The organism is Kitasatospora sp. NPDC059571, from assembly GCF_042735675.1.
Classification (GTDB): Bacteria; Actinomycetota; Actinomycetes; order Streptomycetales; family Streptomycetaceae; genus Kitasatospora.
Window position 1 is genome coordinate 1 of sequence record NZ_JBHWBW010000028.1, and the last position, 13,857, is coordinate 13,857.

Consider the following 13,857-nt stretch of genomic DNA (forward strand, 5'->3'; position numbering starts at 1 on the left):
TACCCCCCCACCCCCCAGGGGTAAAACAGGGCCACCAATCTGCGCCCCCGCCCGCAGCCTGCCCCGGGGCCCCCGCGCCCGGCCGGCGGCCCCCACGCTGCAGCCCGCCGCAAGCGCTGTTCGACCCCGGTCGAGGAACCGCTTTCATGCCCTGTGCCGCGAAGGCACGGCACGGGTGCCGCTGCTCCTGCCATCCTTCCCATGTCGGAGGGGCCATGCCCGCCATGCCGTCATCCCTGCTTGAGCCGCTCTGGCAGCATTTCTCGACGTTACTTCCCAAGCGATCGGAGTTCGATCCTGCGCACCCGCCGGGCTGTCACCGCCGACGCGTGCCCGACGAAACCGTGTTCCGCCCTGTCGTTGAGGCGCTGGTACACGGCTCCGGCTACGAGCGCGTAGCGACCGCTGGATGTTCGGACTGGACCATCCGAAACCGAGTCAAGCACTGGGCCGCTCTGGGACTGGCACCGGAACTGCACCGAATCGCGTTGGCTGCCTACGACAAGATGATCGGCCTGGACCTCTCCGAATTGTCTGTGGACGGCTGTCACACCAAACCCCTTGTAAAGGCGACGGAGCCGGGCCCTTCCCCGGTCGACCGCGCCAAGCAGGGCCTCAAGCGGTCGACCTTGGTCGAGGGCGGCGGGATACCGATCGGCCTGGTTTCAGCCGGCGCGAACCGACACGACTCCGTGCTGCCCGGGCCGACCATCGACGCGGCGAGGAGCCAGGTTGGGAACCTCCCCGCCAGCGCCATCGTGCATCTTGACTCCGCCTACGACGGCAAGCCCAGTCGCCAGGTGTTGGGCGCGCAGGGCCTTACCGGCGAGATCGCCCGCAGAGGCGTGCCTGCCCCTGTCCAGGTCGGCAGACGCTGGGTGGTCGAACGCACCCAGTCCTGGATGAACGGTTACGGATAGATCCGGCGGCGCTTTGAGCGAGACGGCCGAGTAGTCGACTTCTACCTCTACCTGGCCGCTGCATTCGTTACCATCCGCGCGCTGATTCGGCGGCCAGAAGCCTCTATCGGTGGCCGCACCGTCCTACAGCACGCCGCCTGAGATGAGCCCTATCCTCGGCCGCTTTCATTCGCCGCCTGCTGCGCACCGTCGAGCGGCGTCCGGCCCGGATCGCCCGCAGCACCGCGGAGGCCGTTCTCGGCACACCGTTGCCCGGCCGCGTCCGGCCGCCCACACCTGGCCGGGGTCTGACCGGCGCGGAACCGGCGGCCGCGGTGCTGGCGGACCTGGAGCTGCTGGGCTGGCCCGCGACGATTCTTGCCGCGCGTCTGCGGACGAGCGCTGCGACCGTCGCCACCGTCCGCGGCGGTACGGATCACCGCCACTTCCTGATCTGCCGCCGGTGTGGCCACAGCCTCGCGGTCGACTCGGAGCCGGTCGAGAGCTGGGCCGACGAGGTAGTCGCCCAGTCCGGCTTCGTCGACGTCCAGTACACCGTCGAACTGGCCGGCATCTGTGCGGGGTGCGCGCCCGCGCCTCCGGATCGTCCATAACCGCCGGCCGCCGGCCGCGGGTGAGTGCGTCGCGCCCACGCCGTCGCGCCTGCCGGTCCGCGAGCCGCGGGACCTCGATCATCGGAGGGACGTGGGACGTCCGAGGGCGGGCGTCCGGTCAGCCGTGGGGAGCCGCAGCATGGACGACGGACAGCCGGGCGACGGTTCGCACCACGAGCCGCACACAGGCACCGTGCACACCCACGCCCACGGCCCCGCGACGCCGGTCTCGGCACACCTGCGCAGGGTCATCGCTGCCGTGCTGGTCCCGTTCGGCGTGGCCGTCGTTGTCGGCCTCATCGTGCTGTGGCCCGGTGGGGTGCCCGCGCACCAGCGCACCGGTGTCGGCTTCGACCAGCAGACGCAGCACGGCGAGGTCACCAAGGTGATGGAGGTGCCCTGCTCCGATCTCAACCCCCAGGACACCGGCACCTGCCAGCAGGACACCATCGAGGTGACCACCGGCCCGCACAAGGGCCGGACCTTCACCGTGACCGTCCACCCAGGCGAGCTGCGCCGCTTCAGCGCCGGGGAGGGGGTGATCCTCACCTACTCGCCCGACGCGCCGCCGGAAGTCCAGTACACGATCGTCGACGTCGACCGCGACACGCCGATCGCGCTGCTGGCCGGCCTCTTCGCACTGGCGGTACTCCTCGTCGGGCGCTGGCGCGGCCTCACGGCCCTGATCGCCCTCGCGATCAGCTTCGCGATCCTCTCCCTGTTCATCCTTCCCGCCATCCTCCACGGCTCCGATCCGCTGCTGGTCGCGGTCGTCGGCGCCAGCGCCATCATGCTGATCGCGCTGTACCTGTGCCACGGGCTGTCCGCACGCACCTCCGTCGCCGTCCTCGGAACCCTGATCTCGCTGGTCCTCATCGGCGTCCTGGGATCGGTCTTCACCAACTGGGCCCACCTGACCGGCAACACCTCCGAGGAAACCGGACTCATCCACGACCTCTACCCGAACATCGAGATCCGCGGCCTCCTGCTCGCCGGATTCATCATCGGCTCCCTCGGCGTGCTCGACGACGTGACGGTCACCCAGACCTCGGCGGTCTGGGAACTGAAACAGGCCGACCCCACCATGAGCGCCCGCCGCCTGTACAGCGCAGGCATCCGCATCGGCCGCGACCACATCGCCTCCACCGTGAACACCCTGGTACTGGCCTACGCCGGCGCGGCCCTACCGCTCCTGCTGCTCTTCTCCATCGCCCACCGGGACTTCGTATCCGTCGCGACCAGCGAGATCGTCTCCGAGGAGATCGCCCGCACCCTCGTCGGCAGCATCGGCCTCGTCGCCTCGGTGCCAGTCACGACCGTGCTCGCCGCACTGATCGCAGCGGCAGACCATCCCGACACTGTCCCGGAGACGGCCGCACGCGAACCCGGTCGCAGCCGCCGGCATCGCCGTCACGACGCCGGTGCCGACGAGACCTGACTGCCTCGAGATGTGCTGCTCTTCGCCGTGGGCATGTCGCGTAGGACGCAGAGCCCAGGGTTCGGCTGGAGATCGGGCAGATGACGTGCGTGCCGCGGTAGCCATGCCCCGACCTCATGCAGAACCCGGGTGGCCAGGGCGTAGTGGGCCTGGTCCTGGCGGAGCGCCAGGAGCCGGCCGTCGTCCGCGCCCGCGGCCGCCGAGGCGATCAGCTGGTCGTTGGCCCAGTCCTCGGGTTCGCACGCCGCTCCGGGCCGCTCGGGCCCCCTGGTGCGGCTGCGCCGTGGCCGCCCGGCTGGGCGAGCGGGGAGGGGCGGCGGCCCGCCAGGGGCCGCCCGGCGGGCCGGCCGGGTGAGCGCTGTCGGGGGCGTGCGGTACACAGAGCGTCCCGACCGGAACCGGCGGTGGAGGGGGAGCGGCATGGGCGACAGAAGCGGTCGGCAGCACTACACGCGGTCGGCGGCGTGGCCGAGCGGGTCGACGGCGGCGATGCGCGGCGCGTGAGGTGCCCCCGAAGGGGGCCGGCCCGGCCGCGGAGGCAGCAGACGAAGCGATGTAGACGGCCGTCAGAAGGGTGGCTCCTCGGTCCACCCGCCGTCGCCCTTGGCTTACCTCCACGCGTCCCAGTAGTCCCGTACGCGACGATCCTCCTCCCGCTGGGCAGCTACCCCGGGCACCGCGGCGATGGCCTCGGCGCAGCGGCCCTGCCCGACCAGCACGAGGGCCAGCTCGGTCGAGGCCCAGAAGCCCGAGCACCGGCGGAGGTAGGCGATGGCTTCCTCCTCCCGGCCGTCCTTCGCGAGCAGTCGTCCGATGGTGGCGTTCCGGTCGTCGACGTCGCGCGGTGACGGCGGCTCGATGTCCGTCATGGCCTCGACTTCGGCGATGGCTTCCCGGCACTGCCCGGTTTCGCCCATCAGCCACCACCGGTTGGACGGAAGCCAGTGCTCGCTCTCCTCGATGAATTCGGCGCTGCGGCCTTCGGTGAGTGCCAGGGCCCGGGCATGGTGGCCGTGTTCGGCGAGCACGAGCATCGCCGACTGGAGGAGGTTCGAGTCGTTGAGGTCGTCGAACGTGTGGGCCACCGCGGCGACGGCTTCGTCGAGGCGGCCCTGGCGGGCCAGCAGTTCGAGCAGCTGGTACTCATACCTGGTCGGGTACTCGAGGGTCGCGATGAGGCCGCGCAGGAACGCCTCCGCGTGCCAGGCCCGGCCCAGGTCTTCCAGAGCCTTCACGTACGCCGGCACGGCCGAGGACTGCTGCGGCCCGGTCGCGAGCTCCCGCAACTCCTCCACTCGTCCGTGGCGCGCCAGCAGCTCCGCATAGAACTCGACGGTGTTCTGCGGCCCGTACCGGCCCGCGGCCACAGTTGCACCGAGGCACCTGATCGCCTCGTCCGCCTGGCCGGACCGTTCCAGGACCAGCGCTTGCAGGGTCAGCGCCTTCCACAGGCCCCAGCCCCCGTCCCGGCCCGTGCGGAAGCCCGCGGCGATCGGCGCGAGCACCTCCAGGACACGCTCGTCGCGCCCCTGACCTTCGGTCATCCTCACCAGGTCCCGCAGTACCCAGTGGTCGCGCAGGTACGGCCCGAGCACGTCGATCGCCTCGTCGATCCGCCCGGCCTTGACCAGCACCTCGGCGTAGTCCGGCCACAGCGCTCGCGGTTCTCCGTCCCGACCCCCGGGATGCGCCAGCTCCAGCGCCTGCTGGATGCGGCCCCACTGCACCAGCACGTCGGCGCCGACCCGGACCGCCGGCCGCCAGCCGGTGGCCGCGAACGGCTCGATCACCCCCCCACGCCCGCTCGAAGTCACCTGCCGCGCTCAACCCGCGTACCGCCGCCTGCGCGCAGAACCAGTCCGCCCGCTCCCGCGCCGCCTCCGCCAACGGCTCCAGGCCGCCGTGATCGAGGACCGCGTCCACGACCCGGGGCGGAACGCCACGGTGCCCGTCCAGCTGCCACTGAAGATCATCCAGATTCACGGCGGCACCCTAGAACCACCCGCCGACATCGCGCACCCGCGCCGGAACTCACACGCGCGGCACCGGTTCTCCTGTACGCGGCGACCAACCCGGTCTACCGGCGGCGATGGTCGTTGGGTGCGAGGCGCGGCCCGAACCGTGGTGCGCGCACGCCGAGCGCGCGGATGAGGCGGCGGACGCGGTGGCGGTGGCCGGCGTAGGGGGCGAGGAGTTCGAGCATCTCCTCGTCCGTGCCGCCGTCGCCGACCGGGGCGTACAAGGTGCTGAACGTGCGGGCGCCGACCGTCTTGTGGACCTTCTCCTGCCGCGCACCGCCCGATCGGCCGAAGACCGATGGCTCACGGCCAATCGTCGCGGTCAGCAGTGATCAGTTCATCCCCCTGGACGGGACTGTTTGGGTGGATAGTATCTGCAGATCAACTGCTCACGTCGGCTGTGCGCGGTACCAGGCCATCGCGTGCACCCCGCCACGCTGACCTGGCGTCTTCGTGCTGAGCCACGCTAAGGGTGAGGTCGGCCCATGCCTGTCTTCCGTTTCAACCCTCCGCCGAACTGGCCTGCTCCACCCGCAGACTGGGTGCCGCCCCAGGGCTGGCAGCCAGACCCTGCATGGGGTCCGCCTCCCGCAGACTGGGAGCTTTGGGTAGCAACGGACCAGGGCCACGACCCGACGGGACACGTATCGTTTCCGACCCAGGCTTCCGCAGCCCACACCTTCACACCCACAGGCAAGAAGTCCGGTCTGTTCGGTCGTAGCCGAGCCAAGGAGAACGAGGAGCTGACCCACCTCAGGGACTGGGTGGCCCGGACCCAGGGACTCGGCGCCCTGCAGGTCACTGACATGGTGGCCCAAACCCACGACCACGCAAGGAACCTGCGGGAACAGGCTGAGGCCGACGCCAAGGTCATCAGGCAACAGGCCGAGGCCGATGCCCGGCGGATACGCGCCGAGGCCAAGGAAGCCACCAAACAGGCAACGGAAGCCGCCCGCGAGGCCGGCCGCAACGCCGAGCGCTCACGCAAGGACCTGGAAAAGTTCCAGCAAGAGATCACAACGCTGGGATGGCACCTGACCGAGCTCCGCGCACAGACCGTGATAACCGAAGAACTGCTGATGCTCCAGCAGGCCGGCGTCTACGCCTACCACCACCCCCTGCAGGACGCCATCGCCTACCGCACCAAGCTCGACAGCCTCCAAGCCGAGATCAAACACCTGGTCTCCAGCGACCGGGCCGTCCGCTCCGTCACCGACTGGACAGTCAACGGCTCCCAGGTCCAAGGCAAGAAGATGGTCCGGGATTTCTCAAAACTCATGCTGCGCGCCTACAACGCCGAAGCCGACCAGGCAGTCCGCACCATGAAGCCACACCGAGTGCAGCCCCTGGTGGACCGCCTCTACAAGACGCGGGAGACCATCGCGAAGCTCGGCGCCACGATGCAGATCCGGATCGCCGACGAGTACCACGACGCCCGCGTGCGTGAGCTCTTCCTGACTGCCGACTATCTGCAGAAGAAGGACGAGGAGAAGGAGACCCAGCGGGAGCTTCGGGCCCGTCAGCGCGAAGAGGAGAAGGCTCAGCGCGAGTTCGACCGGGAGCGCGGCAAGCTTGAGAAGGAGCTGCAGCACACCCAGAGTGCGCTGCAACGTCTCCAAGGGCTTGGCAACGCCGAAGGCATTGCGGAGCTCGAGGCGAAGATCCAGGAGATCGAGGATGCCCTGACCGCGGTTGCCGCACGGGCCGCGAACATCCGGACCGGCTATGTGTACGTCATCTCCAACGTGGGCGCCTTCGGGGACCGCATCGTGAAGATCGGGCTCACTCGTCGGCTCGAGCCGCTTGACCGCATCTACGAGCTGAGCGGTGCCTCGGTGCCCTTCCGGTTCGACGTGCACGCGCTCATCTTCAGCGAGGACGCCGTCGGACTGGAGACCAAACTCCACCAGCGCTTCGCCGACCGCCGGGTGAACCGCGTGAACAGCCGACGGGAGTTCTTCTACGTCAGCCCCGCCGAGGTCCGCGATGCTCTCGGCGAATTTGCCGGCCAACACCTGGTCGAGTTCATCGACGAGCCGGAAGCCCTGGAATGGCGGGCCAGCACCAATAATCCTGACCCAGTCAGGAGCTGACTCAGGGAGCTGGGTGGCCCCTTACACCGGGGCCACCCACTTGCTCCCGTCGATCAGCACAACCAACAGGCCATTGACCAGTCGGTGGAACGGAACTGCTCGATCACTGCGCTCTACGAGCGCAGCCGGTGGGGCCGCATGCTCGCCGACGGCTCGGTCTACCGGCGGCGGTGGTCGTTGGGTGCGAGGCGGGGCCCGAACCGGGGTGCGCGCACGCCGAGCGCGCGGATGAGGCGGCAGACGCGGTGGCGGTGGCCGGCGTAGGGGGCGAGGAGTTCGAGCATCTCCTCGTCGGTGCCGCGGGCCCGACCGGCCAGCGCCCATGCGACGGTGTTGGGCAGGTGCAGGTCGCCCACGGACACCGCGTCCGGGTCGCCGTTGCAGCGCTGCAGGGTCTCGGCCGCGGTCCACGGCCCGATCCCGGGAACGTGCATCAGGCGGCCCGCCGCCTGGCTGCCGGCCATGGCGGAGGCCTCCTCCAGGCGAGGTGCGAGTCGCACCGCGCGGAGGATCGTCTCCGTGCGCTTCGCATCCACTCCCGCGCGGTGCCAGGACCAGGAGGGCACGAGCGCCCAGTCCCGCGCCGACGGTGGCACGACCAGTCCGAGCTCCGCGCCCGGTCCCGGCGCCGGGGTCCCGTGGCGGCGCAGCAGGTACCGCCAGGCACGGTGTGCCTCGGTCACGGTGACCTTCTGCTCCAGCACGGCCGGCACGAGCGAGTCCATCACGAGCCCGGTCGCGCCGAGGCGCAGGCCCGGGTTGCGTCGCTGGACGTCCCGCAGCTTCCCGGGCGGCAGCAGCAGGTCGTCCGGGTCGTCGTTCGCGCCGAGCATCGCCGGCATCTGTTCCAGCAGCCACTCGGCACCCGGGCCCCACGCCGCGGCGGCGACCGCGCCTTCGGCCCGCCATTCGGTGATGCGCAGGGTGCCGAGGCCGGCCGGGGTGCGGGAGGCACGCCATACCGTCCCGGCGTCGGTGCGGATGGTCGGGTCGCCGGCGCCGCGGCGCAGCGGAGAGATCACGGCGGCCAGGTCGAGCGGGTACGGCGGGCGCCAGGTGCGCGATGCTGCTGCGCCGTCCACTGCTGTCACCGCCGCGCCTGTGCCCGAGTGCCACCGCGGGTCGGCGGCACCGGTGCACCCTATGCGACCAGCCTGACGTTGCACGCTGCCCCGGTCCAGGGGCAGAGGGGCGACCGTGCGACACGACACGCCAGAGGTATTCGCACAAGTATTCGAACACAGTCTAGGCTGGTGAGACGGAGGGGGATCCGGACTGGTCAGGGGGACGTGGGAGCAAGGAGGCGGCGCGCGTGTTCACGCATCTGCATGTCGCCTCCGGGTACTCGGCCCGCTACGGCGCGAGCCTTCCGGACGCACTCGCGGCCCGGGCCGCGGAGCACAAACTCGGCGCGCTCGCACTGACCGACCGCGACACCGTCGCCGGTGCGGTCCGCTTCGCGCAGGCCTGCGCCGCCTCCGGGATCCGGCCGCTGTTCGGCGCCGACCTCGCCGTCCCCCTCCTCGGACCCGGCACGGCCGGCCGGCCAGGGCCCGGCAGCGGGCCGGGGGAGCGGCGACCGCGCACCCCCGCGCGGGGCGGGGCGTTCGTCGACGAGTCCGCCCCACGGGTCACCCTGCTCGCCCGGGACCGGACCGGCTGGGCGAACCTCTGCACACTGATCACCGCCGGCTGGGCCGCCCGCGCCGAGCGCGGCGGCGGCCAGCCGACCGTCCCCTGGACGGCAATCGAACAGCACGCCGAGGGCCTCACCGCACTCCTCGGCCCCGCCTCCGAACCCGTCCGCGCCCTCGCCGCCGGCCGGCCCGACACCGCCACCGAACTCCTCACACCCTGGCGCGAGGCCTTCGGCCCGAACCTGCGCCTCGAGGCCGTCCACCACCACCGCACCGGCACCGGCGCCGGCTCGCTGCGGCTCGCGGCCCGCACCGTGGGGCTGGCCGCCGACCTCGACCTGCTCGCCGTGATCACCAACGCGGTGCGCTACCTCGACCCGCCCCAGGCGCGGGTCGCAGACGTCCTCGACTCCGCGCGGCTGCTCATGCCGATCCAGCAAGGCCGGACCTGCAACGGCGAGCGCACCCTGAAGGGCCACCGCGAGATGGCCGCCCTCGCCGAGGAGGTCGCCCGCGCGGCCGGCCAGGACCACGGCGGGGCCGCGCACCTGCTCGCCACCACCGCCCGCACCGCCACCGACTGCCGCCTCGACCCGGCCGCCGACCTTGGCCTCGGCCAAGTCCACTTCCCCGAGGAGCACGTCGTCGGCGTCGCCCCCGGCACCTCCGCCCGGGTCCTGCGCGAGCGCTGCGACGCCGCCATGGTCCGCCGCGGCTACGACCGCAGCCCCACCATGCGCCGGCGCCTGGAGGAGGAGCTGCGGGTTGTCAACACGCTTGGCTGGCCGACGTACTTCCTGACGGTCGCGCAGGTCGTCGACGACGTGAAGGAGATGGGCATCCGGGTCCAGGCCCGCGGCTCGGGCGCCGGCTCGCTCGTCGTGCACCTGCTCGGCATCAGCTTCGCGAACCCGCTCGACCACGAGCTGATCATGGAGCGCTTCCTCAACCTCAGACGGAAGAGCCTGCCGGACATCGACATCGACGTGGAGTCCGCCCGCCGCCTGGACGTCTACCGCCGCATCATGGCCCGCTACGGCACCGAGCGGGTTTGCACCCTGTCCATGCCCGAGACCTACCGCGCCCGGCACGCCATCCGCGACACCGGCCTCGCGCTCGGCCTGCCCCCGGACGAGGTCGGCCGCCTCGCCAAGGCCTTCCCGCACATCACCGCCCGCTCCATCACCACCGCCCTTGCCGAGCTCCCGGAGCTGAGCAACGTCCGCGAGCACGCCCACCGCTACGGCCCGCTGTTCGACCTCGCCGAAGGCCTCGACGCGCTCCCGCGCGGCACCGCCATGCATCCTTGCGGCGTCATCCTCTCCAACAACACCCTCCTCGCCCGGACGCCGGTCGTCCCCACCGCGACCGAGGGCTTTCCTGCCATGCAGTTCGACAAGGAGGACGTGGAGCTGGACGGCCTCGGGCTGCTGAAGCTCGACGTCCTCGGGGTGCGGATGCAGTCCTCCATGGCCTATGCCGTGCAGGAGATCGAGCGCACCACCGGCAAGCGGATCGACCTCGACGACCGGGCCACCGTGCCGCTCACCGACCCGAAGGCGTACGAGCTGCTCCGCGAGGGCGAGAGCCTCGGGGTGTTCCAGCTGGAGTCGCCCGGCCAGAAGGACCTGCTCGGCCGGCTCCAGCCGGAGACCTTCGCCGACCTCGTCGCGGAGATCAGCCTGTTCCGCCCGGGCCCGGTCCAGGCCGACATGATCAGACCCTTCCTCCTCGGCCGGCACGGCAAGAAACCCGTGCACTACCCGCACCCCGACCTCGAACCGTGGCTGCGGTCCACCTACGGGGTGGTCATTTTCAACGAGCAGGTCGCCGGCCTGTTCTCCGTCATGACGCGCACCGACCTGGCGATGGGGGAGGAGGCCCGCCGCGCCCTCGCCAAGCCCGACCGGATCCCCGCCCTGGAGGCCTGGTACCGGCGCAGCGCCGCCGCGGCCGGCTTCGCACCGGACGTGGTCGACCGGGTATGGACGATGCTGGAGAACATGGGCGCCTACGGCTTCGCCCGCTCGCATGCGGTGGCGTTCGCCCTGCCCACCCTGCAGTCCGCCTGGCTCAAGGCCCACTACCCGGCCCCGTTCTACGCCGGCCTGCTCGAGCACGACCCCGGCATGTACCCGAAGCGCCTGGTGCTCGCCGACGCGCGCCGGCGCGGCGTGCCGATCCTGCCGGTCGATGTCCAGCACTCGGGCGCCACCTACCGCACCGAGAAGCTCCCCGACGGCCGCCTCGGCCTGCGTGTGTCCCTCGCCGACGTCCACGGCATGAGCGAGGACATCGCCGACCGGATCGACGCCGGCCGCCCGTTCACCGACCTCGCCGACTTCTGGACCCGCGCACGCCCCTCCCAGCCGATCGCCGAACGCCTCGCCCGCATCGGCGCCCTCGCCCCCGGCGCGCACCGCCGCGAACTCCTCCTGCAGATCGACGAACTCCACCGCCAGCACCGCACCGCCGCGATCCCCGCCCAACTCGTCCTCGCGCACCCCACCGCACCGCCGCCGGGCTCGACCGGCCTGCCCGTGATGAGCCCGCGCGAGGAGATGCAGGCCGAGCTCGAGGTCATCGGCATGGACGCATCCCGGCACCTCATGGAGCCCTTCCACTCGCTGCTCGCCGAGCTCGGCGTCACCCCCGCGCACCTGCTGAAGGAACACCGGGAAGGCGAGACCGTGCTGGTCGCAGGGGCGAAGGTCGCCATCCAGACCCCGCCCATGAGAAGCGGCCGCCGCACGATCTTCGTGTCCCTGGACGACGGCTCCCGCGGCGACGCCGGACAGGTCGACCTCACCTTCTTCGACGACACCCACGCCCAGGCCGCCTACCCTCTCTTCCACCACTTCCTGATCCTCGCCCGCGGCACCGTCTCCCGCCGCGGCAGGTCCGTCACCGTCATCGGCACCTGCGCCTGGAACCTCCAGGACATCGCCGACGCGCACGCCGCTGGGGGCGCGGCCGCGGTCCGCGACCACCTCGCACGCACTGGAGCTCCCGCGGGCGGCCACCACGGGGACGAGAGCAGTGTCGACCAGCGAAACGTCCCCGGTCCCGCTGAGTCCGGCGGGGGCGGTTCGGGCAGCAGCCGCGGCGCCGGGGCCGGACGGCTATGGCATGCGAGCCCCGGTTCCGCGGGGTGATGACGATGCGTTCGATCCTCCACGTGCGGCTGCACCGGCCGACCTTCGCCGTCTACGGCGAGGTGTTCGGCGCGCTCGGTGACATCACTCCCGCGGTCCAGGCCCTGCCGCCCGACTCGGCCCTCCTGGACGTCACCGGTGCGCTCGGCTACTTCCGCCGGACTCCCGAAGGGCTGGCCGACCTGGTCGCTACCCGCCTCATGGCCCGGTTCGGGCTGCTCGCGGCGATCGGCGGCGGCGACAGCCCGCTGATGGCAGGCCTGGCCGCCGACACCTGCGCCCCGGGCCGGATCCTCGTCCTCGAACCCCACGACCCGGACACCGCCCGGTTCCTGCGCTCCCGACCCGTCCAGGCGCTGCCCGGCATCGGCCCCAAGCTCGGCCGGGACCTGGGTCGCTACGGCATCACTACCGTCGGCGAGCTCGCCGACCTGCCGCTCACCACCCTGCAACGGATCGCCGGAACCAGCACCGCCCGTCTCCTCCACGCCCGCGCATGCGGACACGACCCGCGCACCGTCGCACCCTCCGGCCCGCCCGCGAGCATCACCGCCACCCGCCGCTTCGACGCCGACGTCCTCGACCCCCACCAGGCCCGCCGCACCCTCCTCGACCTCGCGGTCGACCTTGGCGCCCGCCTGCGCACCGGCCACAAGACCAGCCGCGCCGTCGAGCTCCAGATCACCTACGCCGACCGCAGCACCACCACCCGCTCCCGCACCCTGCGCGAGCCCACCGCCCACACCCCCGCCCTCGCCGACACCCTCTACACCGCCTTCACCTCCCTCGCGCTCCAACGCGCCCGCATCCGCGCCATCTCCGCCCGCGTCGCCCAACTCGCCGACGCCCGCACCGCCGTCACCCAACTCACCTTCGACCGCACCACCGAGGACCGCCGCACCCTGGAACCCGTCATCGACAAGGCCAACCACCGCTGGGGCACCGGCACCCTGCGCCCGGCCTCGCTCACCGTCCGGCACCTGTCGGCATGAGGCAACCCCGGCAGGCGACAGCTTGACCCGCACATGCCCTGACCTGCCGGTTCGGCAATCACTCGAGGCCATGTTCGTAGACATGTTCTATTTTCCGGCGTAGGGTCTTGCAAGATCCCAGCAAGGAGGCGCCATGACGGACGGCGACACCAGGTCCTCCGGTCAGTCCGGCCGGCCGCCCGGCATCCGCACCGGTCCGGACGGTCTCACCGACCGTCAGCGCGCCGTGGTCGCCTGCATCCGCGAGAGCGTCTCGCGTCGCGGCTACCCGCCGTCGATGCGGGAGATCGGCCAGGCGGTCGGCCTGAGCTCCACCTCCTCCGTGGCCCACGTTCTCGGCCGCCTGGAGATCATGAAGATCGTCTATCGCGACCCGCACCGCCCCCGCGCCTACGCCCTCTCGAACCACCGCCTCGGCACACCGCACACCGCGGGCACAGCGAACACCGCGGCGGACACCGGCCGGCCGTCGACCACGTACGTGCCGCTGGTCGGCCGGATCGCGGCCGGCGGCCCGATCCTCGCCGAGCAGACCGTCGAGGACGTCTTCCCGCTCCCCCGTCAGCTGGTCGGCGAGGGCGAGCTCTTCGCCCTGACCGTCCGGGGAGACTCGATGATCGAGGCCGCCATCTGCGACGGCGACTGGGTCACCGTCCGCCGCCAGCCTGTCGCCGAGAACGGCGACATCGTCGCCGCGATGATCGACGGCGAGGCCACCGTCAAGCGCCTCAAGCGCGAGGACGGCAAGATCTGGCTGATGCCGCACAACCCGGCCTACGACCCGATCCCCGGCGACAACGCCACCATCCTCGGCAAGGTCGTCGCGGTCATGCGCCGACTCTGACTCCGCGGCCCCGCCCTGGTCCTGACGGGCCGGCGGCGGTTGGGTGAATTCGGACGGGCCGCCGCCCCCGCCGGCCTACTCGCCCGTGTCTCCGGGCATCCGGACGTGCAGCCTGGAGAAACGCGGCCCCGCTTGCGGACCCCCGAGCGCTGCGGGGCCCCGACCAT

Annotated in this window: 8 protein-coding genes and 2 pseudogenes; 7 read left to right on the forward strand and 3 right to left on the reverse strand. The window is 71.6% G+C overall.

What is annotated here, in order from left to right; genetic code table 11:
* Positions 1–215 precede the first annotated feature (215 nt).
* The 3 genes and pseudogenes from ACFV0G_RS05870 to ACFV0G_RS05880 all read left to right on the forward strand — a co-directional run bounded on the left by ACFV0G_RS05870 (position 216) and on the right by ACFV0G_RS05880 (position 2,951).
* Positions 216–1,066, forward strand: a pseudogene (locus ACFV0G_RS05870) (IS5 family transposase).
* Positions 1,067–1,168: 102 nt separating this feature from the next.
* Positions 1,169–1,513 carry a hypothetical protein gene (locus tag ACFV0G_RS05875; RefSeq protein WP_380542232.1) on the forward strand — a complete coding sequence of 115 codons (345 nt, stop codon included), beginning with the start codon at positions 1,169–1,171 and terminating at the stop codon, positions 1,511–1,513.
* A 139-nt stretch (positions 1,514–1,652) separates the two neighbouring features.
* Positions 1,653–2,951 carry a YibE/F family protein gene (locus ACFV0G_RS05880; RefSeq protein WP_380542234.1) on the forward strand — a complete coding sequence of 433 codons (1,299 nt, stop codon included), beginning with the start codon at positions 1,653–1,655 and terminating at the stop codon, positions 2,949–2,951.
* Positions 2,952–3,559: 608 nt separating this feature from the next.
* Here the strand turns inward: ACFV0G_RS05880 and ACFV0G_RS05885 are convergent.
* The gene (locus tag ACFV0G_RS05885) at positions 3,560–4,741 is read right to left on the reverse strand and encodes a hypothetical protein (protein ID WP_380542237.1); all 1,182 of its coding nucleotides are present in this window, start codon (positions 4,739–4,741) and stop codon (positions 3,560–3,562) included.
* A gap of 287 nt (positions 4,742–5,028) precedes the next feature.
* Positions 5,029–5,193, reverse strand: coding sequence for a hypothetical protein (locus tag ACFV0G_RS05890; RefSeq protein WP_380542239.1), 165 nt, complete (start codon positions 5,191–5,193; stop codon positions 5,029–5,031).
* 540 nt (positions 5,194–5,733) lie between these two features.
* Between ACFV0G_RS05890 and ACFV0G_RS05895 the strand changes: the two genes are divergently transcribed.
* Complete coding sequence (locus tag ACFV0G_RS05895; protein ID WP_380542241.1) at positions 5,734–7,062, forward strand: DUF4041 domain-containing protein; 1,329 nt, start codon at positions 5,734–5,736, stop codon at positions 7,060–7,062.
* A 158-nt stretch (positions 7,063–7,220) separates the two neighbouring features.
* Here the strand turns inward: ACFV0G_RS05895 and ACFV0G_RS05900 are convergent, their stop codons facing one another.
* Positions 7,221–8,153 carry a DNA-3-methyladenine glycosylase family protein gene (locus tag ACFV0G_RS05900; protein ID WP_380542244.1) on the reverse strand — a complete coding sequence of 311 codons (933 nt, stop codon included), beginning with the start codon at positions 8,151–8,153 and terminating at the stop codon, positions 7,221–7,223.
* Positions 8,154–8,374: 221 nt separating this feature from the next.
* On the opposite strand from ACFV0G_RS05900, the gene ACFV0G_RS05905 reads away from it, so the two are divergent.
* The 3 genes and pseudogenes from ACFV0G_RS05905 to lexA form a co-directional block, all read left to right on the forward strand.
* Positions 8,375–11,854: a DNA polymerase III subunit alpha gene (locus tag ACFV0G_RS05905; RefSeq protein ID WP_380542247.1), complete on the forward strand. Its 3,480-nt coding sequence runs from the start codon at positions 8,375–8,377 to the stop codon at positions 11,852–11,854.
* 5 nt (positions 11,855–11,859) lie between these two features.
* Positions 11,860–12,846 (forward strand): hypothetical protein, encoded by a 987-nt coding sequence (locus ACFV0G_RS05910; RefSeq protein ID WP_380542250.1) that lies wholly within the window; start codon positions 11,860–11,862, stop codon positions 12,844–12,846.
* 169 nt (positions 12,847–13,015) lie between these two features.
* Positions 13,016–13,690: pseudogene (lexA, locus tag ACFV0G_RS05915) on the forward strand (transcriptional repressor LexA); the annotation flags it as partial.
* Positions 13,691–13,857: the final 167 nt, after the last annotated feature.

Excerpts from the sequence above, each read along its gene's own strand:
- ACFV0G_RS05910 (WP_380542250.1), top strand. The coding sequence starts at position 11,860 with ATGCGTTCGATCCTCCACGTGCGGCTGCACCGGCCGACCTTCGCCGTC.
- ACFV0G_RS05880 (WP_380542234.1), top strand. The coding sequence starts at position 1,653 with ATGGACGACGGACAGCCGGGCGACGGTTCGCACCACGAGCCGCACACA.